Genomic DNA, 26,121 nt, shown 5'->3' with positions numbered 1-26,121 from the left:
CACCGGGAGATCACCGAACATGGATTCCGCGGTCACTACTCCACCGTCCGCGACTGGATCCGGCGCGACCTGCCGCAACGGGAAGGCTTCACACCCGCACCGCCACCGCCGTCGGTACGACAAGTGACCGGCTGGCTCACCCGCCACCCTGACCGAAGAGGAGAAACTGCACCGCAAGGCCGTACTCGACCGCTGCCCGGAACTCGCATCGGCCGCAGAACTGACCAGCTCGTTCGCGGAGATGCTCACCACTCTCACCGGCGACCGCCTGCCCGACTGGATCACCGAGGCCACCACGGCCCGCCTGCCAGGCATCAGTAGCTTCGCCGCCGGACTGGACAACGACTTCGACGCGGTGACCGCAGGGCTGACCACCGGCTGGAACTCCGGCCCGGTCGAAGGAGCAGTCAACCGGATCAAAATGCTCAAACGGCAGATGTTCGGCCGCGCCGGATTCCCCCTCCTCCGGAAACGCGTTCTCCTCGCGTAACGCTTCGTAGCCGGCTCGCGAAGCGTGTATCAGACCCCAATGAGGCTTCCAGCTCCTGCTGCAGCTTTTTCAGCATTGTGGCGTCTGGGTCGGACTCATAGGTCTCGAGCCCCACAATGTCGAGGTCGCGCCGGAGGAACGCGAGCGCCAGATTGCGCCAGGTGTAGAGGTCGTCAGGCCGCTGGCCTCCGTTCCTGGCCCACCTGCGGCAGCGATGACGCAGCCCCAGAAGCGCACCCCGGGTAGCGGCGTCAGCACACATGCCGCCGGTGGAGTACAGCCAGTCGTTCAGCTCGGCGGCGACCCTGGCGGCAACCTGCGCCGTCACAGCCTCGGCACTGCCATGCGACAGGCGCCGGAGAATGGCGAAGACATCAGGGTAAGACGCCAGGCGCGTCTTGTGGTTCTCTAGCGCCCAGGCGGCCTTGAGGTCCGTCAGCCACTTCCGGCGTTCCCGGCGAATCTGCAGCAGCGTCAGCAGCCCACTGACGCCAGCCACCAGCAGCGCTACCAGGCCAGAGATCAACGCCGTCACTACCTGATCGTTCATCGTGCCTGCCCCCGGAGGTTGTGCGGCTATAGGCTCGCGGCTCGGCCCGAGGTGTGCACTGCCCAAGGGCTACCGTGAATATTCGGCCGCGCCGGCTTCCGTCTCCTCCGCAAGTGCGTTCTTGCGCGTGACGCTACGCAGCCAGCTCACGGAACTTGTGTCAGACCCCAAGGAACACTGCCGAAGCCCGCGGGGACCCTGGACGACCAGGCACCGGAGCCGCCGGTCTGGGTGAACTTGGCGGCAGCTCCTTTTACGGCCTCGATGGTGGCCACCGGCCAGCGCGGCGTGACGGCCTTGGGCTTGAGGACGAGGACGGATCCCATGACCAGGCCGTCCCAGCGGACGGGGGCAGCGCAGCCGTTCCAGCCGGCCGCGCACTCCTCCGATTCGATGGCGATCCCCAGCTCCCGGACGTTCTTGAGCGAGATGAGCAGATCCTCTTCGTCGCGGTGCACGCCCGGCCCGGCCTCCGCGGGCGGTGGCTCAGCCAGCACCTGTTCCTGGATGACCTCCGGCAGATGGGCGAGGATCGCCCGGCCGGATGCGCCTGTGCGCAGCGACTGGGACACGCCCAGGAACGCGCCGGGGGGGCATGCCCAGTTCGGACAAGTCGGAGTCACCCACGGCCATGTCGAGACACTGTTTCCTGGCGCCTACGAACGGGGCCAGGGCAAAGAGGAAGACCAGGCCCCCGTCGGTCTGCTCGCGCAGCTTCTCCAGCACGGCGTGTGCCACCGCGGAGTTGGGCTCGTGCATGAGTGCCTTCAGACCGAGTTGTGCGGCTCCGGAACCGAGCCGGTACAGCCCCCGTGACTCGCGGACGAACGTGCCGTCGTAGACACCGGCCTGCAGAATGCGGTGGACTGCGGAGTCGTCCAGTCCGGTCACCCCGGCGAGTTCCCCGGGGCCGTGTGCCTGCCCTTCGAGCCGGGTGAAGGCCCGCTGGACCGTGAACACCCGGCCTGCGTGAAGGCTTCCCCCTTGAGCGCTCGGCTTGCCCATGATTCCCCCTCCTTGGATACACGGTCTGCCACCGGAGCCGGCACTGACCTGGCGGGCGGCATGTGCGCGACGCGGCCTGCGGGCCGGGCACGACCTGTCTGAGCACGCGGGACATCCGCCGCGCTCCGCACGTCAGCCGCAGCCGCCGCACCGCCGGGCGGGCCGTCCGGTGCGTGATGGTGGCTTGGAGCGGGCGCGGTGGGGCGGGTGGCTCATGGCCGGCGCACCGCGTGGCCCAGGTAGGTCACCAAGGGGCTGCCCTGTGGTTCGAGCACCATGTCGACCAGTGCCGGCAGCTGTTCGTCGGTCAGTGTGCCGCGCCTGCGGCCGCGCACGGCCCGGACCAGGCTGCGTACGTCGCGCGGTTTGAAGCCGCAGACGTCCTTCGCCGACAGGCCCGCCCGGTCGAGGGCCTCGGCGAGTTCGGCAGGGCGGCGCAGCCGGTGTGCGGCGTAGCGGCCGCGGGGCATGATCCGTGTGCCCGGGAAGGCCTGGAAAGCGCCGAGGTAGATGAGGCGGGACACAGGGGTGCGGTTGACCGTGTCATAGATGAAGGCCCCGCCGGGGTGGAGCAGGCGTGCCGCGTGTGCGAGGACCGCGTCCGGCCGTTCGGTGATCTCGAGGGTGTCGGCGGCGTAGACCAGGTCGAAGGAGGCGTCGGGCAGGTCCAGTTCCTCGGCGGGGGCGGTGAGGTAGGTGACGCCGAGGCCGTCGTCGGCTTCCGCGGCGAGGGCCGTCGCGGCGGGGGAGGGGTCGGCGGCGACAACCGTGAAGCCGAGCCGGGCGAGAGTGCGGGCCAGCAGGCCGCGTCCGCTGCCGACGACGAGTGCCCGGCTGCCGGCCGCAGTGATGCCCAGCTCTGCGCTGACCTGCCGCAGGTAGTCCAGGCGTACGGACTGGAAGGTCAGGGCCCGGATGTGGCGGCCGTCGACGGCCGCGGGTGTGTCGAGGGCGATGTGCGGGGCGGCGGTCATGACAGACTCCGTCGTCGCTCGTGGCGGATTCACTGAGTAAACCTAGCATCGGCGAGTTCCTTCGGGGAACCCATCGGGGTATCGTGGGCGGCGTGACCCGCACCTCCCTTGCTCACGTCGCGTGCTCGATCGCCCGGGCGACCGACCTGTTCGGTGACGCCTGGACGGCCCTGATCATGCGCGACGTCCTGGTCGGCATCCGCCGCTTCGACGAGTTGGCGGAGGATCTCGGTCTGTCCCGCAAGGTCCTTGCCGCTCGGCTGGCCAGGCTGGTCGAGGAAGGGGTGCTGACCCGCGAGCGCTACCAGACCGGCCCGCCGCGCGAGGAGTACGTGGCCACGGAGAAGGGCCGTGAACTGTATCCCGTCCTGCTGGCGCTGATGGCCTGGGGCGACAAGTGGTACGCGGGGCCCGAGGGACCCCCAGCCCGGATCCGTCACGACGCCTGCGGGCATGTCGCCACCCCACTCGTGTGCTGCGACGCCTGCCGGGAACCCCTCACGGTGGCCGGCACGACCCAACTGCCCGGCCCGGGCGGCCAGGTGGGGCCAGGCACCCGGCTGCTGGGGCCGCTGATCGCCGCTCGGGGCGAAGTCCCTGCCCCGAGCCAAGCCCCGGACCCGGCCGCAGCTCCGCAACCAGCCCGCTGAGCACAACACCTCCCAGGAACCGGCACGGCGGCGCTGGTGCAGCGCCCGTGCTTCCTCCAGCAGGCGGTGTCCACGTGTGACCGTGCTGCGCGCGTTACCTCCGGCCGGGCGCATGGACGGCCCCGGTGGCTCTGCACCGCAGCACCGGACTGCGTCCGCTGGTGTGGTGCGAGGAGGTGCTTCAAACTGTCCGTGGTCGCCCGATGGGTTCTCAACCAGCCCCAAGCCGCCGACCATGTCCAGCGCCTGGCCGAAGAGATCGGCGACGAGGACACAGTCGAACTACACGAAGCTTCGGTGGAAGACCTGGACGTCGACGGCGCCCAGGTCTTCGCCTGCATGCTCTACCTGGCCGGACACCCCGAAAGCGCCTCCTTCTGGTGGCAGCTCGCCGCCGGCGCCGGGCACCGGACCGCCGCCTACTGTATCTGCACCATCTGGAACTCGGCGAAGTCAAAGAAGCACACCAGTGGCGCAAGCAGCTCCAGCAGGACATCGACGGCCCCGACGATGAACTCCTAGTGACCTGAGTCGGAGATTTTCGGGTAGTTCTCGTGATCCGCCCATCGTGTTTGAGACCGGACACGAGCAGGTCAGGCAAGACCTGGCGGCCGTACGGCATCGGCTGATGGCAGTCGATCTGACGAAGAACTTCTGACTCAGGTCACTAGACATTGTTGAACAGTTCGCCGATATGTCCGCCGCAACTGCACCGCCACACCGGTACCCGGTCTGACCGAGGAGGTCGAACGACTCGCCACCCGCCAGACCGGCGACGTCCTGCTGCTCCCCGAACGCGAACTCGCCGACCGCCTACAAGACTGCACCAACCAGCACTGACACCGCCCTGGACGTGAGAAGAGCCCACCGAACGGTCACAGGTTCCTAGGCCACCGACCGCCCAACAGGCTCTCCCGCAAAGCCCCCAGAAGGAGCTTTCCCACATGAAGAGTAAGCCCCGACCCCTGCCCCGGCCACCAAAACCAGCTCGGACCAGCGTAATAGCCCCGTGGCACGGACGCTGACCTGGATTCGGCGCCGCCGCCGCGCCGCCACCGCCCATCTGCTGCGCGGACTGTGCTACGGCATCGGCACTGGCGTCACGGGCCTGGCGTCCTGGTGGCTCCAGCAACACCTGTAGGGGCCCTTTCCGGGCCCGCCCCTCATGGCGAGGCCGGAAATCAGCGACCACTGCGCCGCCCATGCTTGGCCCGGCAGGCCCCAACGGGGAACCAGCCGGGCCGTCATCCACTCGGCTTCCAGCACCGTGCACCGAACAAGCCGCGAGCCTTCACCGACAACCATGTCCGGGCCATGACGGCCGACCCGTACCAAGAGAGACATGCCGTACGACGAATGCAGCATGAGCCGCTTCGGCGGATACCGGGTCCCAGATTTGCTGTGCAGTCTGGACCGGTGACCTCGTCGTACGGGCCCCGGCATCCTTTGCAGTAGACCTCGAGCGCGTCGATGCACCGCCCTATGGATGCCTTGAAGCTGCCCCGGTAGCACGGCCACCTTGGCGATCTTCGGTACGGCCTCGACCTCCGCGGCCACGACCCACGGTCCGGCTTCTCTTCCATGGGAGGCAGCAATGGAGGGCCGTCGGGATCGGACTCTGTAAGGGGCTTGGTCTCAGTCACCGGTGGTGCGGTCTCGCGGGGCAAGCCAAGACAACAGAGGATCCTGCAGGAGCGACCCGCCAGTCTCGGACGAAAGAGGAGCTATCGCGGTCGTCACCGTTCCTCGGGATCACTGCGGGGTTGACGTAAAGCGCAACCCCCTTAGACCACGTTTCCTTTGGCGCCTGTCGGCCATCAGTGTTGTGTTGCGGTGTGAGAGCCTCCGGGCATGAGTTACGACTTGGCTGTGTGGGAAGGAGAGCGGCCGGCGGATGACAGGACCGCCTGTCGTGTCTTCACTGGCCTCTTCGACCGCTACCTGGAGACAGAGGTGGGCGATCCCCCGACTGAGCGCATTGCGGCTTACGTTGCCGCGCTTGTGGAGCGATGGGGTGTCCTGACTGAGGACGTGGAGGACGCCTCGCCCTGGGCGGCTGGGCCGTTGATCGGCGGGGCTGGTGGCCCGCTCGTCTACTTCCCGATGAGTTGGAGCAGGGCTGAGGAAGTCTCTGGCTGAGCAGCGGCTCTCGCGGAGTCCATGGGGCTGGTCTGCTTCGAGCCTCAGCAGAATCGGCTCAGGCCCTGACCGTCTTGGTCAGACGGCGGTATCCGATTAGAAGCGCCGCCAGGCCGACGAAGGCGAGGAAGTGTTCCGGCTTCCGTTCGTAGCGGTGGTGCAGGCGTCGGCATCCGCCAGCCACGACACTGTCCTCTCGACCACCCAGCGATGTCGGCCGAGCCGCGTGGATGATTCGATGCCCTTGCGTGCAATGCGGTGGCGGATACCTCGTTCACGAAGCCATTTGCGCAGGTGGTCATAGTCGTAGCCTTTGTCGGCGTGGAGCTTGGCAGGCCGAACGGCGGCGGGGACCGCGACGGGAGCTGATCGGCGGGATCCCGCGCACGAGCGGCTTCAGACCGAGGCTGTCGTGCATATTGGCGCCGGAGATACCCAACGACAGCGGCAGTCCATTCCGGTCCGTGATGAGATGGATCTTCGACCCCAACTTTCCGCGGTCGGTCGGATTGGGTCCGGTCAGTGGCCCCCTTTTGCAGCCCTGACACTGACGGAGTCGATCGCGCACCGTGACCAGTCCAGCTCACCCCGGCTGCCGAGTTCGTCCAGGACGACGCGGTGCAGCCTGGCCCAGACTCGTTCCCGGCTCCACTGGGCGAAGCGCCGATAGACCGTGGGCCAGGCCGGCCCGAACACCGGCGGCAGTTGCCGCCAGGTGCAACCCGAGGTGGCTACGAAGATGATCGCGGCGAGCGTCTCCCGATCGCCCGCCCGCCGCCGGCCCCCTCCCTGCGGACGCTTCACCTCAACCGGCGGCACAATCCGCCGGAACAGCACCCACAACTCGTCCGGCACCAACCGCTCAACCAGATCCGTCATGCACGGCTCAACGAACGATCACGCCATAAGAAACGACGTCTTAACAACGGCTAACACAATGAGGTGGATCGGCCCTGGTTGCCGTGTCCAGGACGGTGGTTGAGCGTTCGTTCCGGTGTGGGGATGTCGCCGTGGATCGTGTCGGATGACCTGTGGGACCGCCTTGAACCTCTGTTGCCGCAGCGTGAGCGGCGGTTTCGGTATCCGGGTCGCAAGCCGTTGCCGGACCGGGAGGTGCTGTGCGGGATCTTGTACGTGCTGCACACAGGGATCCAGTGGGAGTACTTGCCGCAGGATCTCGGTTTTGGGTCGGGCATGACGTGCTGGCGGCGGCTGCGGGACTGGAACGAGGCCGGCGTCTGGCAGCGATTGCACGAGGTCCTGCTGGCCGAACTGAACGCGGCCTCGCGGCTGGACTGGTCCAGGTGCGTCGTCGACTCCTCCCATGTCAGGGCCTTAAAAGGGGGCAGCACACGGGTCCCTCGCCGGTCGACCGAGGACGGGCCGGCTCGAAACACCACCTGATCACCGACGGGCACGGCACCCCGCTCGCAGTCCTGCTGACCGGCGGCAACCGCAACGACGTCACCCAGCTGTTGCCCCTGCTCGACGCGATCCCACCGGTCCGCGGCCGGGTCGGCCACCCCCGCCGCAGACCCGACTCACTCTTCGCCGACCGCGGCTACGACCACGACATCTACCGCGACCAGGTCCGCGCCCGCGGCATCGTGCCGGCCATCGCACGCCGCGGAACCCGGCACAGCACAGGACTGGGCACCTACCGCTGGGTCGTGGAGAGGAGCTTCGCTTGGCTGCACGGCTTCCGACGCCTGCGCATCCGGTGGGAACGGCGAGCCGACACCCACGAAGCGTTCCTCAAACTCGCCTGCTGCCTCATCACTCACCGACGACTCGGCTCATTGTGTTAAGCGTTGTAAGACGGTTGCTGTACTTCGCTGCTGTACGGCTCGGAAACGCAAGAGGCCCCGGATCTCTCCGGGGCCTCTCACCTGTGTGCACTCGGCAGGAATCGAACCTGCAACCTTCTGATCCGTAGGCGCATGCCGCGTGATCGCATGCTGGATATGGCGGCGCGACCGCCGAGGGCCGGTGTGCCACCGTATGCAGCTGTACGCCACTGTTGATGTCAACTGTCGATGTCAGGAACGGGGCGTGGGCCTGCGGAATCCTCAAGGTCCCGCCACGGACGCCTCCGGCGAGCTCTATGGCGCCAGCTCTCCCGCTCGACGAGTATTGGACACACTCGAACGACGTCGCGGCAAGAAGCGCCCGCTCTTCATGACAGCGTGTTAGATGCACGCCCCTTCGTCATGGGGGCGCGTGGTACACCAGGAATCTGTTCGAGTTGCGGGTCCGCAGGCGCTGTAGGAGCGTGGTGGAGAAGGGCTTCTGGGGCTGCCGCATCGCTGGTGAAAGCGCGACGGCCGGCTCCCAGCCCATTCACGGACCACCCCGCGAAACCTGGCACTCTCGGAGCCACGCCTGTCATTCCGGCATCCGGGTCGCTGCGCTCAGAACTACGCATACACCAATGAGCAGGTGATTCCCGTGCCTACGCAAATTCGAGCTCTCGCGGCCATGGCCCCGATCGTGCTAGCCGGAGCTCCTCCGACGGCCTCTCCTGCTTCGGCGGCGCCTCCAGTCGGGCAGGTTTCCTTCAGCGGCAAGGTGACCTGCAAGAATGCATTCCCGGCCCTCAACAACTCTGTCCCCACCCGGGTATCGCTGGACAGCGGTGAGGATGATGCGTCGGGTCCCACCAACAACCCAACCAACCGCAGGGCGACGTTCGGCCCGATCAGCCTCGCCGCGCCTTTGGACTCGTCATTCGCCCTCACGGTCGACGTCACATGCAAAGCACTAGGGAAGAAGGCCTAAACCTTTACCAGAACGATCACACAGGACAACCTCACCGAAAGTGACAAAGTCGCGCTGAACGTCAAGTAGGTGCGCATCGCCCCCTCAGACCCTCGGCCTGGCGGGCTCACCTGCAGAACGAAGGGATATTCAAATGGTCAGCTACGGAAGAGGCCTGGAATCCGTCCATGATGTCAGGTACATGCGCTACGTGGTCAAAGGCGCTGCCAGTGGAGAGGACCGCCTGATCGAAATTTATACGGGGTGGGTTCAGTGCGAAGTCGCCATTGTCTCAACTACCCAGCACTTCGAGATGAAGAGCTTCCTTCCCGTCGAGCCAGGCCAGGTTAGATTCTACCCGACCGAGGACTCAGCGAAGCCTGGCGGGATCATCGATAGAACCGTTGTCGCGTCTCTAGGGGCCTTGGCTCCATTCGAAGACGAAGCGAATATCTTCGCTGTCGATGGAGCGAATGTACGCCTGGAAGCACAGACCTTCCCCGGCATTGCTGGCAGTCCTCTGTGTCTGGTCCTTAATGCAGCAATCGGCTTGCTGAACTGTACCATGTTCAACTACAACTACTCGGTTCACGTTATGACGAGACCCGAGGCAAATATCAACGAATCGCCGATCCCGACCAGTCAGCGTCCACTTGGAGGGGCCGCCCCCGAGGGCGACCCTCCTCATTGATGCAACGGGCGGCCTTCAGAAGCCGGCAATGCATCGGGCACAGCGGTGGATACGAACCGAGTTAGACGTCATTGCAGTTGATCATGCCAAAGGAAACGACGTCGTAGTACTGCAACGGTGCTTGCCGTGACTGCTGGGCAGTTCAGTCGTTGGTGTGGTTATGGGAGGGGACCTTGCTGATGTCAGGTTGTGGGCCGGGGATCTGGAAGCTTGGGTCCTGAGACACATGCGCACGGCACGACGGGCGCCTTGCCGCGATCAGACTTTCGTCAAGAAGTCGATGACCAGCGGGACGACGGCGTCCGGTCGCTCCCAGAGCGGGAACCCACCGGCGTCGGCAAGCTCGACCCTGGTCGCGTTCGGCATGCCCGCTTCGACGGTGCGGGCGGTCCGCAGGAACTCCGGTAGGTCGAACACCCCGTTGTACAACAGGGTCGGCTGGTCGATTCCGGCGGGCACAGCCCAAGCCGGGACCGGCTGTGCCGAGCAGTGTCAGGGCTCCGGGTGTGAGGGGCGGAAGGTGCGTCGGTAGCCCTGGGGTGTGATTCCCAGGCGTCGGGCGAAGTGGTGGCGCAGGTTTTCGACGGTGTTGAAGCCGGTCCGTCGGGCGATGGCAGCAATGGGGGCGTCGGTGGTTTCCAGGTGGTGCTGGGCGAGCAGGACGCGCTGTGCTGTCAGCCATTGCAGCGGGGTGGTTCCGGTTTCCTGCTGGAAGCGGCGTGCGAAGGTCCGCGGGGACAGGTGGGCGTGGCGGGCCAGATCCTCGACGGTCAGGTTCTGGTCGAGGTTGGCTTCGATCCAGTCCAGGAGTGTGGTGAGGGATCCGATTCCTTCTCTTGGCTGAGGGCGTTCTCGGTACTGGCGCTGGCCGCCTTCCCGGTGCGGGGGGGCGACCATGCGGCGGGCGATGGCGTTGGCGACAGTGCTGCCGTGTTCCTTGCGGATCAGGTGGAGGCAGGTGTCGACACCGGCGGCGGTGCCGGCCCCGGTGATGACCGGGTCCTCGTCGACATAGAGCACGTCCACCTCGACCCGGGCGAGCGGGTGGCGGCGGGCGAGTTCCTCGGTGTAGCGCCAGTGTGTGGTGCAGCGGCGTCCGTCCAGCAGGCCCGCCTGGCCCAGGAGGAAGGCGCCGGTGCAGATGCTCAGTACGCGGGCGCCGCGCTCGACGGCTGCACACAGCTCATCGACCAGGCGGTCCGGCTGCCGCACCCCTGTGTCATAGGCCGGGACGCAGATGAGATCTGCGCAGGAGAGCCGCTCCGGGCCATGAGGGGCCTGGACGTCAAAGCCGTGCCGTGTGGGCACGCGGCCGCCCTTGGCTGAGACGAGGGCGAAGTTGTAGGCGGGCAGCGCGTCGTCGCTGCGGTCGATTCCGAAGACCTCACAGAACACGCCCAGCTCGAAGGCGTGGCTGCCTTCGAGAGCGACAACGGCGACGTCGCGCAGCATCGGTTCCGGTCTCCTCTCGCAAACCGCGACCACCATGGCGGTAATTCCAGCTTACCTGTCATTTCTGCCACTCCCGCTGTGTGCCTGCCCTTGGAAGACTTGCAGCCGCTCCCCGTACGACACCCACAGTGAGGCGTCCGATGGCCCCCGAACTTCCTGACGTCACCACCGCCCTGTCATCACAGGCTGCGCAGATCCTGCGGAGGCTCGCACTCGACGAGGAGCTGAAGTGGCGCGTACCGGAAGACCCGGTCCTGGGCACCCTGGCCCGCAAGATCGCCCGGCGTTTCGTCGCGGGCGAAATCCTGACCGATGCGCTGGACCGCTCCAAGGGCATCCTTGCCGACGGCCACCGCGTGAGTGTCGAGTACCTGGGCGAGAGCTGCCGCGACCCGCAACGGGCCACGGAAGAGACCGATGTGTTCCTCGAGGCTGCCCGGCTCCTGCCGTCCGGCTGCTCGATCTCCCTGGACCTTTCCCACATCGGCCTCGCCGCCGACGAAGAACTCGCTCTGGCCAACGCCTCCCGCATCGCCCGGGCAACCGCGGAGACCGGCAGGGAGATGATTGTCTCGGCTGAGGGCTCCGACCGCACCGACGCTGTGCTGGCTGTGCACCGGGCTCTGTGTGAACGGTTCGACCACGTGGGCATCACCGTCCAGGCAAGACTGCACCGCACCGTCGAAGACCTGCCGGACCTCCTTGCCCTCCCTGGCCGCATCCGCCTGGTCAAAGGCGCCTTCCTCGAACCTGAGACCATCGCCCACCCCCGCGAAGCCCCCGCCCTGACCGCTGCCTACCTCTCCTACGCGGAGCAGCTTGCCGACTCGGGCCACCTGTGCTCCTTCGCCACCCACGACTGGGAGCTGATCCACCGCATTGACCGCCACCTCGGCGGCACGGGTCACGAGACCGCGCCCTGGGAATTCGAAACCCTCCTCGGTCTCGGGCCCGACCGGCTCGACGCCATGGCCGGGCAAGGCCATCCCACCCGCGAGTACGTTGTCTTCGGCACCGAATGGTGGCTCTACGTCTGCAACAGGCTCGCCGAAGACCCCCAGCGCCTGCTCCAGGCCCTCATCGACGCGGCTTCCTGACGACCACCCCAACGGTGTGACTCCTCCACCCCGTAAACGGGTGAGTAAAAGCTGCTCATGCGCCCCGATGCGGGCGGCCGGTTGACCGTGCGGCGGCAGTCGGCCACCCGGCTGCCAGCGCGGCGTGGTCGGTGGCGCCGACGCGACGACCGAATCGTTGACACCGCAAAACCGGCTTTCAACCGGTCGCGGTTGACGGCCTACACGAACCGCCCCCTGCGCCGGTCGGCTTAACGTTCGAACCCTCAATGAAGGAGATCGCATGCTAAGAATGAAAATGCTCAGCGCACTGCTTGCATTGCTTTCGTTTACCTCCGCTCTGTTCATGCTAGCACCCCCCCGCCCAAGCCATTAGCGACTACCCGAAATGTGGCACATGGACACAACTGGCTGATGCCTGGTCTGGCCTTCAGGCTAGGAGTTGTCTTGACAATGAAGGCTGGAAATTTCAGGCGTCGACGACGATAAGAAATCTCTCCTCCTATCCGGTCCGTCTTGGTTTCACTACATACCGAGTATGAACCAGGAGTCGGGGAACCCAAGGTATGCGCTATGGGCTATATACTGGAGCCCGGAAAGATATTTACCTGCACGGGCAACGTCGAGGACTTCGTACCGGCACCCCTCGGCCAGTATCACCACGCTATAGGGACTATACGTTTTAGGGCTACTACCGGCGTCGATGTCACGCAACACTTTCTGAGTCCGAATCTCCACCTTGATGAACCGGATTACGGCATAGGAATGCTCTTGAGGAAATCCGACGGGAGTTTCCAGCCTGTGGGTGAAGACTCTTTCTCCGCCAACCCTGGTCTGGCAATGGGTCTGTGGCGGGATAACACTCGCGCGGCATGGATGCGTGCCGCCGTGGCTGCGGCTGACGCCCTGGATCCATCTGCTGACCGTTTCCCGGCATTCCACGTCGTCTCCTATGCCTGCGCACCCACCACCGATGCTGCGATCAGTTGGGGAGGGACGGAAGGCGTCACGAATGCGTTTTGGATGATAAACAGCGATCCATTGTACGGCCCTACATATGGGGCTTTTTTACCACGGGTACACTTGCGCAGTTGATCCGATACCGCCGACCGTTCCTGCCGATGGATACCCGGGCAGCAAAACCGAAGAGGTCAATGCCATTGGTGTCTCCTGCGACTCGCCGGACACCTAATAGGACTCGTTAGCCTCGATCTTTCGTGACGGTCCGTCGGTTTCTTCGGCGGACCGTTTAGTGTTCGAGCTTGATTGCGGCAAGCCGGTGGCCCGGCCGTCGCGTCGGGTGGGCGCCGGGTTGGGTCGGCGAGCCTGCCATGCCTGGTCAGTTGACTGCACTGACTCAGTTGACTGGCTCAGGAGCCGGTGTGCCCGCGCACCTTCGTGAACCATCGGGTTGCGTGCCGCGTCCTCCTGATGCGCGGCCCGTGCCAGGCGGGCGCTGTGCGAGGGTGGTGGGGGACCTACGTCAGCGACCGTGTTCTGTTGCACTTTTCCCCTCATCTGTGTCGGGCGGGATGCTGGCGGACGTGGGCATCGGCGGTGTGCGGTGCGGTGATGACGCTGTGGTCGGGGATGGTGCGTGCGGCGAGGGTGACGCCGCTGGCGATCCGGCTGTCACGGCCGACCGCGAGGCCGGGGCCGAGACTAATGCTGTTGCCGGTCTGAACCCGGTCGCCGATCAGGGCGCCGAACTGTGGTGTGCCGCAGCGGTAGAGGCCGTCGGGTGTGCGCAGGACGATCTCCCGCTCGGGGTTGCTCATGTGGGGGCTCCACATGCTGATGGCCGCGACGGTCAGGTTGGCGGACAGGTGGGCATCGGCGCCGACGATGGTGCGGTTGACGCCGATACGGTGGCCGAGGGTAGCCCGTTCACTGAGGAACGTGCGGGTGACTTCGCAGTTGAAGCCGACCGAGACATCGGCACACAACACGGAGCCGGCGCGGACGGTGGAAAACTCCCACACGCGCACCCGGGGTCCGATGATCACGTCATCGCCGATGTTCGCGGTGGGGTGGATCTGCGCGGTGGGGTGGATGCGCTGGGGGAGCCGGGGCAGGGCCTGGCGGTGCCAGTCTTCCCGGAGCGCGAGGAAGTCGGCGAGCTCCGTCTTTTCCATCTGCTGGTAGGGGGTGCCGGCCAGCATTTCGCTGGTGGGGGCGGTGAGGTAGTTGCCGAGGCGGATGGTGGGCATAGGGGGCCTTCCGGTAGGTGGTCGGTGGCCGGCTCCGGGACGGCTAGCATCACCGGCACCGGAGTCGAGGAACGGGGAGTTCATCCGTGCGTCACCTGCGCGTTGGCGTCGCCATCTTGACCATGGGCACGCGGCCCGCTGAGCTGGCTGCCCTTCTTGAGTCGGTCGCCGGGCAGGACACGTCCGCCGTGCGGGTGGTGGTCGTCGGCAACGGCACGCCGCTGCCGCCCCTCCCGGACTGGGTGACCGGTGTCGAACTGCCGGAGAACCTCGGGGTCTCAGGCGGCCGTAACGTCGCTCTGGCCCGGCTGCGGGAGTTCGGGGACGTCGATGTGGTCGTGGATCTGGACGATGACGGCCTGCTGATCAGCAAGGACGTGTTCACCCGGCTCACGCAGCTGTACGGGGCGGATGACCAGCTGGCATCGTTAGCTTCCGTATCGCCGACGAACGTGGCCGCACCCAGCGCCGTCACGTCCCCCGCCTGCGCGCATCGGACCCGATGCGGGGCGGCCCGGTGACGACGTTCCTGGGCGGCGGACACGGGCTGTCCATGCGGATGCTGGACCAGATCGGCGGTTGGCCGGAGCCGTTCTTCTACGCGCACGAAGAGACCGACCTGGCTTGGCGGGCCCTGGACGCGGGCTGGAAGGTGCTCTACGAGCCGGAGTTGGTGCTTCAGCATCCGTGGACGTCGCCGACCCGGCACGCGGTGTTCCACCGCATGGTGGCCCGTAACCGGGTCTGGCTCGCCAAGAGACACCTTCCCGCCCCCCTCGTCCCCGTCTACCTGGGTGTCTGGACTGTGATGACCGTGGCCCGAACCAGGTCGGCGGCGGGGCTGCGGGCCTGGTTCGGGGGGTTCGCCGAAGGGCTACGCACTCCGTGCCCGCCCCGCCGGCCGATGCGGTGGTCCACGGTGTGGCGGATGACCCGGCTGGGCCGGCCGCCGGTCATCTGATCAGGCGGTCGCCGTCTTTGGACTCGGACCTCAGCCACGCGGGGATCGCCGCGGGGGTTCGGCTCAGCCAGTCCGCGTAGCGGGCCACCCCCTCCTCAAGGGTGATCGCCGGTCGCCAGTCGAGCACCGATTCCATGTGGCGGGTGGACGCGTAGCCGCCGAGCGGGTCCCCGGGCGGCATCGGCGTCTCCACCAGTCGACTTCCCGGGCATCGCGTGGTGACCAGCTCCGCCACCTTGCGGATGCTGGTGGGGGTGCCGGTGCCGATATTGACCGTCTCGTTGTGGGCTCGCGGGGCGAGGAGCGCCCGCACGGTAGCGGCGGCCGATGTCATCGACGTGGACCAGGTCCCTGATCTGGTGGCCGCCTCCATTGAGGTGCAGGGGCAGCCCCAGCGCGGCGCGGGTGGCGAACCAGGCCACCACCCACGAGTGGCTGTTCTCCTTGACCACCTGCGGATCACCGTAGACGGAGAAGTACCGCACGATCGCGTACGAGGTGCCCACGGAGCCCAGCGTGAGAGCGGTCTGCGTCTCGCCCCACGCCTTGCTGTTGCCATAGACGGACATCGGCCGCAGCTGCGCGTGCTCGTGGAACTGCGGCGGCACCCGCCCGTAGACGGCTTCCAGCAGCTTCCGCACCGATCGGTACTCCTCGCACGGGCGCGCCCAGTCCTCCGGGTTGCCGTTGCCGTAGACGCTGGCCGAGGAGACGAACACCAGCCGGCGAATCCGCTCGCAGGCTGCTATCGCGTCGAGCAGGACCTGTGTGCCGGTGATGTTGGTGTGGATCGCCGCCATGGGCGTGCGGGTGCAGGCGGCGACGTCGGCGAGGGCGGCAGCGTGGATCACGTAATCGGACTCGGCCACCACCTTCTTGACCAGGCCCGGATCCTGGATGTCCCCGATGATGACGTCCGGGTCGGCCGGGTCGACACCGAACAGGTCCCGGTAGGTGCGCCGCGGGTAGGCGTCCCTCGTGCACAGGGCAATCGGGCGGGCCCCGAGCTGACGCAGGTAGCCGGTGATCCGGCTGCCGATCAGTCCTGCCCCGCCGGTGACCAGTACGGTCTGGCCTGTGAGTTTCTGTAATTGGGTGTCGTGCACAGTGGCCTCCATACAGTGGTGAGGTATGCAGTTCGAGCGCGCACAAGTCGCAGTGGTCCTTGCCGCGCTGTGGTTTGTGCCGGAGCTGGGGCACGACAGGGGGCGTTACCCCAGCGCCGCACTTGCCTCCGTGCCGACTCAGAGCGGGGGAAGCTCGGGGCGCAGCGGAGGGCGGGTCAGGTGGCTACAGGACGGCCTGCCAGGACCCGCGGGTGAGGGTGGTCGTTCCGTCCGGGGAGATGGCGACCTTCGCGCCATAGACGGGGAGAGCGCCGTCACGGTTGAGGCGGTTGCGGATGCGGTCCAGTTCAGCCCACAGTCTGCGGGGGCCGCTCTCGTGGACGACTGGCGAGTCGAGGAACCCGGTCGCCGTGGCGCGGGCCCATGAGCCGTCGGGGTACAGCAGCCACACCGTGCGGGTGTCGCCGTCCGTGGTGTGCCGGTACTCGATGCCGGGGAGCTTCAGCTCAAGCATCGACATCACGTCCCAGGCATCCGGCGGGTACAGCAGCGGGTACCGGCTGGTGGAGACCTCCTCTCCCTCGTCCCTGGCAGACCCCTCCCAGACGGTTTCCGATGGGTGGTCGTAGTCGTCGCCGTGGCGGGTACGCATGAACCCGGCCCGGTCCCATTCGATGACCCCCACAGCGCCGCCGTCCGCGGTCTTGTCCGCGGTGAGGATCAGGCCCGTGCCGGCGATCGTCGTCACGAACCGTCCGCCTGTACGCAGCGACCGGAGCCAGGAGACGGGAACGGGCCGTACGGACACTGTGGAGACGATCCTGTCGTATTCGCCGTCGGGCAGGGGGCCCGTGATGTCACAGACCTCCATCCGCGGGCTCTCGCCGATCAGGGCGAGCCGGTCCGTGGCGCGCTTCACCAGGTGCTCATCGACATCGACGCTCGTGACCCGGTCACTGCCGAGCCGCGCGCACATCAGGGCAGTGCCGTAGCCCGTGCCCGTGGTGACCAGGACCTCGTTGTCGTCGCCGATCATGGCGTGCCGGTACATCCCTACGACGAGGCTGGGCAGCGTCGACGAGGAGGTAGGCACGCCATCGACGACGTCGCCGCTCTCCGCGTCGTCGGCATGACAGGCGTCGACGCGGGTCACCAGGGTCTGATCGCTATACGCCGCCTTGAGCCAGGCGTCGGGGTCGTCGGGGCCGGTGCGCAGTGTCCAGATGCCGCCGTCCGGCTCCCACCAGCGGGGTACGAACTGGTGCCGTGGCACGTTGGCCACGGCAGTGTGCCAGCGGGATTCCGGCCGCAGGATGTCCTCGGTGCAGGTGAGCGGCGTCTACGTCACGAGGACTAAGGTGGGCTTCGGCTTCGGCCACGACCTCGACCTCCCGGCACGGTGATGGGTCTCACCTTCAAGACGAAGGGGTTCCCCCGGGGGTGATCTTGCGATGATCGCGCTCGCGTGACGTACCACTCCTTCCCGTTCCTCTTCGCTCTCGCTCAACTCCTGGGCGCTCACCCATACTTGGATGCCTCGCCCGATACCGGCGACACACCGGACCGGTCCGGGCGGACCGTATGCAAGGAGGGGGTTTCTCATGAGGGACGTCGGAGAGGCGCCGCGCTCGATGCGCGACGCGGCGCAGGAACTCGGCCTCGGCGCCCGCAAAGGGCTGGTGGCCAACTCCCCCAGGTCCCTCCCCTGGGCACCCCTGATCGGGCTGACGCTGGTGAGCGTGCTTCTGCTGACCGTGGCGGTGACCTTCGCCGTCAACGACCAGCGGACGGACGGTGCCTGGTACTACTCGCTGCCGCTGCTGATCCTGGCGATGGTGCCGCCGGCGGTCCTCGTGTGGCTCCTGGTCGCGTGGTCGCGCGGCCGCGACCACCAGAGGTGGATCGCCTGGTACGAGGGCGGGGTGGTCTACCACGCAGAGGGCTTCGAGATCCACGCGTACCCGTGGGCGCAGATCGATTCCCTCGCTCGGCACGATGTCAAGGTCACCAACGGCGTCGTCAGCGCCACGACGCGCAAGCTGCACGTGCGGGCGACCGATGGCCTGTCGTTCACCGTGAGCGACGACGAATACGCCGGGATGGTGCCCTTCGCCGAGGGCCTGACGGAAACGTTCAGCCGTGCCCGGGTGGCGGAGGACGCTGCCCGTCTGGAGGCCGGCGAATGCCTGTGGTTCGGCGTCCTGGACATGACGCTGGGCGGTGTGGGGCAGGAGGACAAGCGCATCGGCTGGGACGAGGTGGAGCGGATCGACGTCAAGCACGGCGACGTGCGGATCCACCGCCGGGGCCAGCTCACGGCCTGGCTCAAGGTACCGGCGCCCGGCTTCCCGAACCTACTGGTCTTCCTGAACCTCGCCGACGCGTTGAGACGCTCGGCCTCCGCCGGATGAGGAGCCCGTAACGGCGACATACCGGCTGGGGCAGGGCCCCCGCTCACTCCGCAGCGCGCCAACCACCTTCCAACGTTCCGGTCTTGAGGGGTGCGCGTCGAACGGGAGTCTCGATCGGGTGATCGCAGCTGGCCGCGGGTATGAGAACAGGGCCTCTTGGTAGCTCGGGGTTGCGGAGCCAACCGAGATCCCGGAGACCCTGTTGCCGCAGTTGTATGTGCTCGCGCCGGTGGAGTTCAACTCGGCTGCACCGACGTGTGATTGTGTTGCTCACCGGTTCGGGAACGCTGCCGATCATCCGGAACGTGTTCGGCGGTATCCCTCGGACACGACGGACGCGGAGTGGGCCGTGGCCCGGCCGCTGCTGCCGGTGCCGGGCTGGCTGCGTGGCCGGGGTGGCCGCCCGGAGGGGTACTGCCACCGGGCAATACTCGATGCGATCCGGTATCTCGTGGACAACGGGATCAAGTGGCGGGCGATGCCCGCCGACTTCCCGCCGTGGGAGCGGGTCTACGCATTCTTCCGCCGCTGGCGTGACCATGGTCTGGTCAGGGAGTTCCACGACCGGCTGCGTGGACAGGTCCGCGAGGAGCTGGGCCGGGATGCGGAGCCGACGGCCGCGGTGATCGACTCGCAGTCGGTCAAGGCGGATGCCGTCGTCGGATCGGACAGCCGCGGCTTCGACGGCGGCAAGCTGATCAACGGCCGCAAGCGGCACGTCGTGGTCGACACGCTCGGTCTGCTGCTGGGCGTGATGGTCACCGCCGCGGATGTCGGCGACCGCACCGCCGCCCGGGTGCTGCTTGGGCAAGTGGCAGGCGCGCACCACCGGTTGGCCCTCACCTGGGCGGACGGCGGCTACACCGGCAGCCTCGTCGAGCACTGCCTGGCCGCGTTCGCCCTGGTCCTGGCGAACCGGGCGTGCTGCCAGCGGCTGGTCTTGGTCCTCTTGTCCCCAGCCGCGTGATCGAAGCGGGCGGCGATGGGGGCGAAGATGCCGTCGGAGTGCTCGTTGCAGTTCACGACGACGGCACGGCATCAGGGCCTCTGCTGGGCGGGCAGGTCAACTTAGGCCATCAACGGTGCCGACGTCCTGAACGACTGGACGACCCGCTTCGTGGTACAGAGCGCCGCACCGCCCGTCAGGTGTGCGAGTTCCGAGGAGTAGAGCCAGCCACCGATGGTCGTCAGGATCAGTCCGCCGGGCCTCGCGCCCAGCGCCTGACCTTGGAGCGAGACGGACATGTCGAGGACATCCTGATCGACGTCGACTCCGGCTCCTGGGCCGCACTCTATAAGGAGAACGACCGCTGGGTCGTGCGGCAGGAAGGATCCGAAGCACTCTGGGACGCTGTCGAGGAGCATGTCGGCCGCTGGTACGCAGCTGCCAGCCCAGCGCTGACGGAGTTCACCATCACCGTCACCCCGCACGGCCAGACCATCAGTTGGTAGACCCGGAGGCAGGCCCCGCTCGTCCGCCCCCCGTGGCAGATGAGCGGGGCCTGCCGCTACCCATAACACATTTCCAAAATGCCACTCACCCTTGATTCCGAGACGTTTCGCAAGGAATTGAGGAACGCATGGCAGGAAACCTCGCCCCAGACCCGCATTTCCCGGAGAAGGGCCAGTACGACTACGGCGTCAAGACCGGCGTCAGCACCGCATGAACCGCTCCGGGATCGGTGGAGGCTCTATACGTTGATCCAGCTGCCAGTTGGGGCTGGTGTTGAGCGTAGTGGTTGGTCTCGTATTCGTGGGGCGGGACGTCTCCGATGGTGCTGTGGAGGCGCTGGTTGTTGAACCAGTCGACCCATTCCGCGGTGGCGAGTTCGACGTCGGCCAGGCCATGCCAGGGTCGACGGGGCTTGATCAACTCCGCCTTGTAGAGGCCGATCTGGGACTCCATGAGCGTGGGCTCCGTCTCCGCCAACTCAGACTTGAACGTGTTCAAATACTATCCCAGGCTGCGGAACACGTCCTTGATCTCCCCGGTCGCGCACGCGACCTGTAGAAACCGCCGGAGGTGGAGTGTGTTGCGTTCCTGCCGGACCGCGCTGGTCCTCCTTGCCATGGCTCTCGCACTCACGGCCTGCGGCAGGATCTGGAACCGGCCGCCGCCCGAGGGCGAATCCGTCGTGCTGAAGCCAGCCGAGCTCACGGCCACATGGACCGACGCCAACGGCGGCACCCTAACGCTGAATCAGATGGAACTTTCACGGCCAACAACGTATGCGGCGACTGGATGGGCGCCTCGGACTGGAACTGGACAGGACCCCGGTCAGGATCGGGCACTTGGAAAGACGACTCCGATAAGACAGGGACCGCCGTCTGGCGGTCGTTCGACGCAAAAGGCCCCAAGGGTGATGACGTGGGAGACGTCCTTAGCGCTCTGCGGCAAGGAAAGACTCTGATGCTCTGGACCCGCGTGGGCGACGAAGACAACGACGATCCCCACTGCATTCTGACTAGAGATCTTTAATACTCCAGTCAGATTTCGTGTCTTGAGCTGGTCCCTCTTCGGTAGTGGCATCGTCGGGCAACGGCTTGGTGGTGTCGGCGCCAGCACTTCACCCAGCCCGGCGGTGTCCCGGTGGGCTCCGTCGTGGACATCCAGTTCAAGGACCGCGGGTTGCGCATGCACCTGGACCAGGCCGTCGCCCTGGTGTGGGACGGCGAGAGGGAGCCGGTGCTGGGGGTGTCGGTGCCGGTGGATCGGGACATTCTGATCAGCCGCTGGTACGTGCACCGCATCCGACTCGACAGTGAGGGCACCGCTCGCCGGGTGACGATCGGCACGGAGGCGTTCGCACGGCCCACCGAATGGTTTGGCCTGGAAGAGTGCGAGATGACGGAACGCGGCCTGTCGACGCCGGCAGCCGAGCGCGGCCAGCGCGAGTAACGGGATCGCCGCGAGACGCGCGCCCGCAGGGCCGATCGGGGAGGGCTGGACGCCCTTGGCAGGTCGGCGCCTGTTTGCTGCCATGGGTGGATCACTCCTTGTCGGGTGATTCATCTGCTAGGAGACATGGACAAGACCGGAACGGCAGGGCGGAGGACTGGCTCAGCGCACCACTCAGCCGTACATGCGCGCCACAGACGTGTGCGCTCGCTGGTCGGAGGCAGGCGGCTGGGTGCTCGGCTAACTTGCCCAAAGTGTGGGCCGCCCAGCCTGATCGGGCGCTGAGGGCGCGTGAGTTGCCGAAGGCGGACCATCGCGAGGGGACGAACAGCATCAAGAGGGACTGCATTCCGCCGACGTCCACCATGCTGTGTGCTGGCGTGCCCACGCGAGACGCGGGCACGGTGCGGAGAAGCGGCCGCACCGTGCCCGGACTGAGGTGCTGCCGTCAGACGCGAGTGGCTGTCGGGAGCTTGGCGGCGAGGACGTCCACCGGCTGGATGTCCGGTGCCTGTGCGAGCAGGCGCGCCCCCTGGCCGAGCAGCGCTTGGGCGATCTCGCCTTCCAGGTGAGCCTGCCGGGCCTCGTCGGTGCCGAAGGCGTCGAAGATGCCGAACGTGGTGGGGCCGAGGCGGAAGGCGAACCAAGTCAGGGTGCCTTCCTCCGCTTCCGCCAGGGCCAGCGCCCCGGTGAGGAGGTCGTGGACGTCCTGGGCGTGGCCGGGCTTTGCTTCGATGCGGGCCAGCAGGCCGAGGGTGGGGTGCATGAGGAACGAACTCCTTGGCTCTCGTTGGGATGTGCTCCCAAACTAGGGATCTTCAGTAGGGCTCCCTAGTGGCGGATCCGACAGATCGGTTAGCGTTTCCGTCATGAAGGTTGCCGTGTTGGTCTTGGATGACGTGTTCGACTCGGGGCTGACGTCCGTACTCGATGTGCTGCATACGGCCAACGAACTGCGCGCAGAGTTGCTGCAGCCTCCGCCGCCGTGGGAGGTGAACCTCGTCGGCGTCCGTGGCGCCCCGGTACGCACCGGCGCAGGACTCGTCGTAAAGACGACCCCAGCCGATCTGTTCGGCGCGTCCCAAATGCCGGATGTGCTGGTGGTGCCCGGCATCACCCACAAGCAGCCGGAGCCACTGATGAAGTGGACGCAGGCCAAGTCCCAACAGCCCGCGCGTGACCTACTGTGCCGCTACCGCGCCCAAGACGTGCCCCTGGCCGCGGCATGCACCGCGACCTTCCTCCTCGCCGAAAGCGGCATCCTCAACGGCCTGAAAGCAACGACCAGTTGGTGGCTCGCCCCCCACTTCCGCCGCCGCTACCCGCAGGTGCACCTGGATGAGACACACATGCTCACCCATTCCGACGGCGTCACCACCGCCGGCGCAGCCTTCGCCCACCTCGACCTCGCCCTCGCCCTGATCCGGCAGCGCAGCCCAACCCTGGCCGAGCTAACCGCCCGCTACCTGGTCATCGACGCCCGGCCCACCCAGTCCACCTACGCCATCCCCAGCCACCTCGCGCGCACGGACCCACTCATCGAAGCCTTCGAACGCTGGCTGCGCACCCACCTCGACCAGCCACTGAGCGTCGCCGACACCGCACGCGCCCTGGGCAGCAGCGAACGCACACTGCAACGCGCCTGCGACCGAGTCCTCGGCATCTCCCCCCTGCAGTTCGCCCAGGAACTCCGTCTCGAGCAAGCCATCCACCTGCTGCGCACCACCGAACTGCCCACCGAGGTCGTGGCACGCCGCGTCGGCTACCAAAACGCCACCACGCTGACCACCCTGCTCCGCCGCCGTCACGGCACTAGCCCAGGCCGACTCCGCCGCACGGCAACCCCGGCCGGACAGTGAGCACCTCGCATCCACCTCTCCTGCCGCTGCCTCACCGGAAGGGGAGGTACCGACGGACTACTGTGACCTGCAGCCGCGCAACTTAGAGGTCGTTTTCTCCCGTTGTTTCATCCCGGAATCTGCTGTTTGGTCTGCGGTGCCGGGTCGCGCCAGGAGATGGTGTTCTCGCTGGTGAGGCGGCGGGCCATGAGGTCTGCCATCGCGATATGGATCATGGCTTCGGAGCGGGCGGGTCGGGTTTCGTAGTCGCGGGCCAGGCGGCGGTGGAGCATGAGCCAGCCGTAGGTCCGCTCGACCGCCCACCGCTTCGGGATCGGGGTGAACCCCCTGATCCCGGGCTTGCGTTGAGTGATTTCCATATCGATGCCGAGGCCGGCGGCGTGCTCGACGAGGTGCTGGCGGTAGCCGCCGTCGACCCATACCTTGCGGATGCGGGGATGTTCGGTGGCGACTTGGTCCAGGAGCTGGGTGCCAGCGATGGAGTCCTGCACGCTCGCCGCGGTGACCAGCACGGCAAGGAGAAGGCCCATCGTGTCGGTGACGATGCTCCGCTCCCGCCCGACGATCTTCTTCCCGGCGTCGATGCCCTGGCCGGAGGCGAGCACGCTGGTGGAGGTTTTCACGCTCTGCGCGTCAATCATGCAGGCCGACGGTTCGGCCTCCCGTCCTTCCTTCCGCCGCAAGAGTTGCCTGAGCAGGCCGTTGAGCTGGGCGAACACGCCTTCCTGCTGCCACCTGGCGAAGTAGCCGTAGACCGTGTTCCAGTGGGGGAAGTCGTGCGGAAGGTAGCGCCACTGAACCCCGGTACGGTCCACGTACAAGATCGCGTCCATGATGTCGCGCAGGTCGTGTTCCGGCGGCCGGCCGAAGTCCAGGGCTCGGCCGCGGCGCTCGAAACGCCAAGCCGCCAGGACCGGCTCGATCAACTCCCAGCGGGCATCGGACAGATCACTCGGATACGGGCGTCGCTTCGACATGCTTCCGGCGTACTGCCGCGACCCCAGTGCGCCCAGTCGCACGCCAACGGCGGCCGAAGCACACAGCCTCGAAGACGGGCATCCTGGGATGAGACAGGATTACGGCCTCTTCCGCCCCATCCGAAGAATCGCCCGATAAGAGGGCACCATAGATGAAAACGACCTCTTACAGATGCACGGCTTCGCCCCCAAGGTCGTCGACCGCTTCCGCGTCAAACCCCACGGCTGGCTTTGTCCACGAGAATGGGCTCTGGCCCACTTGTTGTGGTGTCGTAACGCTCGGTCACGCCAACAGGACCCGCTTGCGTAGGAGTTCGAATCCTGCGCGGCCGAACATCTGTCGTTTGAGCATCTTGATCCGGTTGACATGGCTTTCGACGACCCCCGAGTTCCACGGTTGCGTGAGGCCGGCGATGACCGCGTCGAGGTCGCGTTCGAGGTGCTGGGCGAACCGACTGAGGCTGGGCAGGTCGGTGGTCGCTCGGGCGGACTCGATCCACTCCGGCAGCCGGTCGCCCTCCAGCTCGGTGACCATGCAGGCGAAGGAGCGCACGTGCTCGGCGAGTGTCGTCAGCTCAGGGCAGTTGGCCAGGACAACCTTGAGCTGGAGCCGGTCGTGTTCGGCCAGGGCGTCGGGATGGGTGAGGATCCACCGGGCGACGGCGCGGGCTGAGGGTGGCCGGGGCCCGATGGGCTGCGGCCTGCCCCGCAGGGTCCTCCTGACGTAGTCGCGGACGCTGCTGTAGCCGTCCGGGTAGCCCTCTGTTCGCTGATCTCCCCCCAGAGCTTCCAGGCGTTGGTACAACCGTCCTGCCAGCGTTGGTCGAGGTAGGGCTTGAAGGCATCGAGCCTGGTTGCGCGGTTCTGCCACTGGCCGGTGAACAGTTCCTCCGGGGTGGCGGCGCGGGAGAATCGCATGATGGTGTTGAGGCCCATACCGAGCTGTCGGGCCACGGACCGCTTGCTGTGTCCGGCGGCCAGGAGCGCGTGGACGGTCGCGTGCTTGGCACGGGTTCGTTCGGCGAACCGGTGGCCCGTCGGCCAGGGCGACGACGCCGTCGTCTCCGCTTTCTCGTGCGGTTCGTCCGGCGGTGCAGGCATGGGGCGCAGGCAGCCGCGGTGCCGGTAGACGCACTTCTCGGCGGCTTCGCCCAGGTTGTGCCAGAGGTGCCGCCGGTCGGCCACTTGGAGTGCTTGCGGGGCACCACGGGTGGCCCCGTCCGCGAAGAAGGGTGCCCGGTCGCGGCAAATGATCTCGATGCCGGGTCGCTCGGCCAGCCAGGCCGCGAGTGTGTCCGCCTCCCGGTCTGGCAAGAGGTCGATGGGGCGACGTGTTTCGACGTCGACGAGCACGGTTCCGTAGATTCGGCCTTTGCGCTGGGCGTACTCGTCCACGCCGACCACGCGGGGCGTGACGGCGGGTGGCTCCGGGAGCGAAGTGATCAGTCTCAGCAGGGTGTTCCGGCTGACCGGTGTTCCGAAGGCGTCCGCGATTCGGGCCCCAGCTCGGCCCGCGAGCGCGAGACCGGCCGAGAAGAGTGTCGATCGTAGCCGTTCCGTTCGCCGGCCGAACCGGCGGGTGAGCCCCGGCACCTGCTCAACGAAGGTCTTGCGCGGACAGGACTCTTCCGTGCAGACGAACCGCCGCACTCTCAACGCCACCACGACGAACTTGTCTGCCGCTGGCAGATCACGGGGAAACCGCAGGTAGGAACCGTGTACTCGCCCTGACCGACACCCGCACCCTGGGCAGGCCGCCTGCCGGACCGCGCTCCGGGCCTCGACCCGGACGACCGTGTCGGTCACCTTGACCGACTCCACCAACACGTCCTCCACCGAGGAGAACAGCAACTCTGCGAGTTGCGGCCGTACTTCGTTCACGGCGCAGCACTGTCGGCCACGCTGTCCACCGGCCGGGCGATTTTCAGGCGACCTCAGCCACCATCACGAGAA

Annotated in this window: 25 protein-coding genes and 3 pseudogenes; 14 read left to right on the top strand and 14 right to left on the bottom strand. The window is 66.9% G+C overall.

Going from position 1 to position 26,121, the window contains the following annotated elements; genetic code table 11:
- Positions 1 to 148: 148 nt before the first annotated feature.
- Entirely contained in the window at positions 149 to 490 is a 342-nt protein-coding gene (locus ACZ7L0_RS41470) for an ISL3 family transposase (protein ID WP_471247809.1), read from the top strand.
- Here ACZ7L0_RS41470 and ACZ7L0_RS41465 read toward each other — a convergent pair.
- The 3 genes from ACZ7L0_RS41465 to ACZ7L0_RS41455 all read right to left on the bottom strand — a co-directional run bounded on the left by ACZ7L0_RS41465 (position 426) and on the right by ACZ7L0_RS41455 (position 3,019).
- Positions 426 to 1,040, bottom strand: coding sequence for a hypothetical protein (locus ACZ7L0_RS41465; protein WP_471247775.1), 615 nt, complete (start codon positions 1,038 to 1,040; stop codon positions 426 to 428). The genes ACZ7L0_RS41470 and ACZ7L0_RS41465 overlap by 65 nt on opposite strands.
- A gap of 146 nt (positions 1,041 to 1,186) precedes the next feature.
- Complete coding sequence (locus tag ACZ7L0_RS41460) at positions 1,187 to 1,612, bottom strand: IclR family transcriptional regulator domain-containing protein (protein WP_471247774.1); 426 nt, start codon at positions 1,610 to 1,612, stop codon at positions 1,187 to 1,189.
- A gap of 645 nt (positions 1,613 to 2,257) precedes the next feature.
- Positions 2,258 to 3,019 carry a methyltransferase domain-containing protein gene (locus ACZ7L0_RS41455; protein ID WP_471247773.1) on the bottom strand — a complete coding sequence of 254 codons (762 nt, stop codon included), beginning with the start codon at positions 3,017 to 3,019 and terminating at the stop codon, positions 2,258 to 2,260.
- 92 nt (positions 3,020 to 3,111) lie between these two features.
- Between ACZ7L0_RS41455 and ACZ7L0_RS41450 the strand changes: the two genes are divergently transcribed.
- The 4 genes and pseudogenes from ACZ7L0_RS41450 to ACZ7L0_RS41435 all read left to right on the top strand — a co-directional run bounded on the left by ACZ7L0_RS41450 (position 3,112) and on the right by ACZ7L0_RS41435 (position 5,877).
- Positions 3,112 to 3,669: a winged helix-turn-helix transcriptional regulator gene (locus ACZ7L0_RS41450; protein WP_471247772.1), complete on the top strand. Its 558-nt coding sequence runs from the start codon at positions 3,112 to 3,114 to the stop codon at positions 3,667 to 3,669.
- Between the two features lie 192 nt (positions 3,670 to 3,861).
- On the top strand, positions 3,862 to 4,191 hold the full coding sequence (locus ACZ7L0_RS41445; RefSeq protein ID WP_471247771.1) for a hypothetical protein: 330 nt from the start codon (positions 3,862 to 3,864) through the stop codon (positions 4,189 to 4,191).
- 487 nt (positions 4,192 to 4,678) lie between these two features.
- A complete protein-coding gene (locus tag ACZ7L0_RS41440; protein ID WP_471247770.1) occupies positions 4,679 to 4,810 on the top strand; it encodes a hypothetical protein in 132 nt (43 codons plus the stop codon).
- A gap of 710 nt (positions 4,811 to 5,520) precedes the next feature.
- Positions 5,521 to 5,877: pseudogene (locus ACZ7L0_RS41435) on the top strand (hypothetical protein).
- Here the strand turns inward: ACZ7L0_RS41435 and ACZ7L0_RS41430 are convergent.
- A pseudogene (locus ACZ7L0_RS41430) lies at positions 5,867 to 6,687 on the bottom strand (IS5 family transposase). The pseudogenes ACZ7L0_RS41435 and ACZ7L0_RS41430 sit on opposite strands and share 11 nt — an antisense overlap.
- Positions 6,688 to 6,810: 123 nt before the next feature.
- On the opposite strand from ACZ7L0_RS41430, the gene ACZ7L0_RS41425 reads away from it, so the two are divergent.
- Together ACZ7L0_RS41425 and ACZ7L0_RS41420 are read left to right on the top strand one after the other, a co-directional pair.
- A protein-coding gene (locus ACZ7L0_RS41425; RefSeq protein ID WP_471247808.1) for an IS5 family transposase occupies positions 6,811 to 7,616 on the top strand; the annotation gives its coding sequence in 2 pieces (ribosomal slippage) (positions 6,811 to 7,144 and positions 7,144 to 7,616; 807 coding nt in all).
- A 1,103-nt stretch (positions 7,617 to 8,719) separates the two neighbouring features.
- Entirely contained in the window at positions 8,720 to 9,256 is a 537-nt protein-coding gene (locus ACZ7L0_RS41420; RefSeq protein ID WP_471247769.1) for a hypothetical protein, read from the top strand.
- A gap of 258 nt (positions 9,257 to 9,514) precedes the next feature.
- Here the strand turns inward: ACZ7L0_RS41420 and ACZ7L0_RS41415 are convergent, their stop codons facing one another.
- Positions 9,515 to 9,715 carry an alpha/beta fold hydrolase gene (locus ACZ7L0_RS41415; protein ID WP_471247768.1) on the bottom strand — a complete coding sequence of 67 codons (201 nt, stop codon included), beginning with the start codon at positions 9,713 to 9,715 and terminating at the stop codon, positions 9,515 to 9,517.
- Between the two features lie 33 nt (positions 9,716 to 9,748).
- Entirely contained in the window at positions 9,749 to 10,708 is a 960-nt protein-coding gene (locus ACZ7L0_RS41410) for a GlxA family transcriptional regulator (RefSeq protein ID WP_471247767.1), read from the bottom strand.
- Between the two features lie 140 nt (positions 10,709 to 10,848).
- Here ACZ7L0_RS41410 and ACZ7L0_RS41405 point away from each other — a divergent pair, with 140 nt between their 5' ends.
- Positions 10,849 to 11,805: a proline dehydrogenase family protein gene (locus ACZ7L0_RS41405; protein WP_471247766.1), complete on the top strand. Its 957-nt coding sequence runs from the start codon at positions 10,849 to 10,851 to the stop codon at positions 11,803 to 11,805.
- Positions 11,806 to 13,298: 1,493 nt separating this feature from the next.
- On the opposite strand, the gene ACZ7L0_RS41400 is transcribed toward ACZ7L0_RS41405, so the two are convergent.
- On the bottom strand, positions 13,299 to 13,994 hold the full coding sequence (locus tag ACZ7L0_RS41400) for an LbetaH domain-containing protein (protein WP_471247765.1): 696 nt from the start codon (positions 13,992 to 13,994) through the stop codon (positions 13,299 to 13,301).
- 86 nt (positions 13,995 to 14,080) lie between these two features.
- Here ACZ7L0_RS41400 and ACZ7L0_RS41395 point away from each other — a divergent pair.
- Positions 14,081 to 14,955 (top strand): annotated as a pseudogene (locus ACZ7L0_RS41395) (glycosyltransferase family 2 protein).
- A 95-nt stretch (positions 14,956 to 15,050) separates the two neighbouring features.
- On the opposite strand, the gene ACZ7L0_RS41390 reads toward ACZ7L0_RS41395, so the two are convergent.
- Both ACZ7L0_RS41390 and ACZ7L0_RS41385 read right to left on the bottom strand, forming a co-directional pair.
- Positions 15,051 to 16,073, bottom strand: a complete 1,023-nt coding sequence (locus ACZ7L0_RS41390; RefSeq protein ID WP_471247764.1) for an NAD-dependent epimerase/dehydratase family protein — start codon at positions 16,071 to 16,073, stop codon at positions 15,051 to 15,053.
- Between the two features lie 172 nt (positions 16,074 to 16,245).
- Positions 16,246 to 17,295: a protein-L-isoaspartate O-methyltransferase family protein gene (locus ACZ7L0_RS41385; protein ID WP_471247763.1), complete on the bottom strand. Its 1,050-nt coding sequence runs from the start codon at positions 17,293 to 17,295 to the stop codon at positions 16,246 to 16,248.
- A gap of 328 nt (positions 17,296 to 17,623) precedes the next feature.
- Here ACZ7L0_RS41385 and ACZ7L0_RS41380 point away from each other — a divergent pair, with 328 nt between their 5' ends.
- From ACZ7L0_RS41380 to ACZ7L0_RS41370, 3 genes are all read left to right on the top strand, one after another.
- Positions 17,624 to 18,433, top strand: a complete 810-nt coding sequence (locus ACZ7L0_RS41380) for a DUF6585 family protein (protein ID WP_471247762.1) — start codon at positions 17,624 to 17,626, stop codon at positions 18,431 to 18,433.
- A 349-nt stretch (positions 18,434 to 18,782) separates the two neighbouring features.
- Entirely contained in the window at positions 18,783 to 19,400 is a 618-nt protein-coding gene (locus tag ACZ7L0_RS41375; protein WP_471247761.1) for an IS5 family transposase, read from the top strand.
- Complete coding sequence (locus ACZ7L0_RS41370; protein ID WP_471247760.1) at positions 19,397 to 19,885, top strand: methyltransferase domain-containing protein; 489 nt, start codon at positions 19,397 to 19,399, stop codon at positions 19,883 to 19,885. The genes ACZ7L0_RS41375 and ACZ7L0_RS41370 overlap by 4 nt, the downstream gene beginning before the upstream one ends.
- 181 nt (positions 19,886 to 20,066) lie before the next feature.
- On the opposite strand, the gene ACZ7L0_RS41365 is transcribed toward ACZ7L0_RS41370, so the two are convergent.
- Positions 20,067 to 20,339, bottom strand: coding sequence for an integrase core domain-containing protein (locus tag ACZ7L0_RS41365; RefSeq protein WP_471247759.1), 273 nt, complete (start codon positions 20,337 to 20,339; stop codon positions 20,067 to 20,069).
- Positions 20,340 to 21,035: 696 nt separating this feature from the next.
- On the opposite strand from ACZ7L0_RS41365, the gene ACZ7L0_RS41360 reads away from it, so the two are divergent.
- Positions 21,036 to 21,332, top strand: a complete 297-nt coding sequence (locus tag ACZ7L0_RS41360; protein WP_471247758.1) for a hypothetical protein — start codon at positions 21,036 to 21,038, stop codon at positions 21,330 to 21,332.
- A 448-nt stretch (positions 21,333 to 21,780) separates the two neighbouring features.
- Here the strand turns inward: ACZ7L0_RS41360 and ACZ7L0_RS41355 are convergent, their stop codons facing one another.
- Positions 21,781 to 22,098: a putative quinol monooxygenase gene (locus ACZ7L0_RS41355; protein WP_471247757.1), complete on the bottom strand. Its 318-nt coding sequence runs from the start codon at positions 22,096 to 22,098 to the stop codon at positions 21,781 to 21,783.
- Between the two features lie 103 nt (positions 22,099 to 22,201).
- On the opposite strand from ACZ7L0_RS41355, the gene ACZ7L0_RS41350 reads away from it, so the two are divergent.
- Positions 22,202 to 23,191: a GlxA family transcriptional regulator gene (locus tag ACZ7L0_RS41350; protein WP_471247756.1), complete on the top strand. Its 990-nt coding sequence runs from the start codon at positions 22,202 to 22,204 to the stop codon at positions 23,189 to 23,191.
- Between the two features lie 107 nt (positions 23,192 to 23,298).
- Here the strand turns inward: ACZ7L0_RS41350 and ACZ7L0_RS41345 are convergent, their stop codons facing one another.
- The 3 genes from ACZ7L0_RS41345 to ACZ7L0_RS41335 form a co-directional block, all read right to left on the bottom strand.
- Entirely contained in the window at positions 23,299 to 24,168 is an 870-nt protein-coding gene (locus ACZ7L0_RS41345) for an IS5 family transposase (RefSeq protein ID WP_471247755.1), read from the bottom strand.
- Positions 24,169 to 24,451: 283 nt separating this feature from the next.
- A complete protein-coding gene (locus ACZ7L0_RS41340) occupies positions 24,452 to 24,796 on the bottom strand; it encodes a transposase (protein ID WP_471247807.1) in 345 nt (114 codons plus the stop codon).
- The gene (locus tag ACZ7L0_RS41335) at positions 24,739 to 26,049 is read right to left on the bottom strand and encodes an ISL3 family transposase (protein ID WP_471247754.1); all 1,311 of its coding nucleotides are present in this window, start codon (positions 26,047 to 26,049) and stop codon (positions 24,739 to 24,741) included. The genes ACZ7L0_RS41340 and ACZ7L0_RS41335 overlap by 58 nt, the downstream gene beginning before the upstream one ends.
- Positions 26,050 to 26,121: the final 72 nt, after the last annotated feature.

Source organism: Streptomyces sp. NPDC039424 (assembly GCF_055639495.1).
This window is presented reverse-complemented; position numbering and strand designations above follow the sequence as displayed.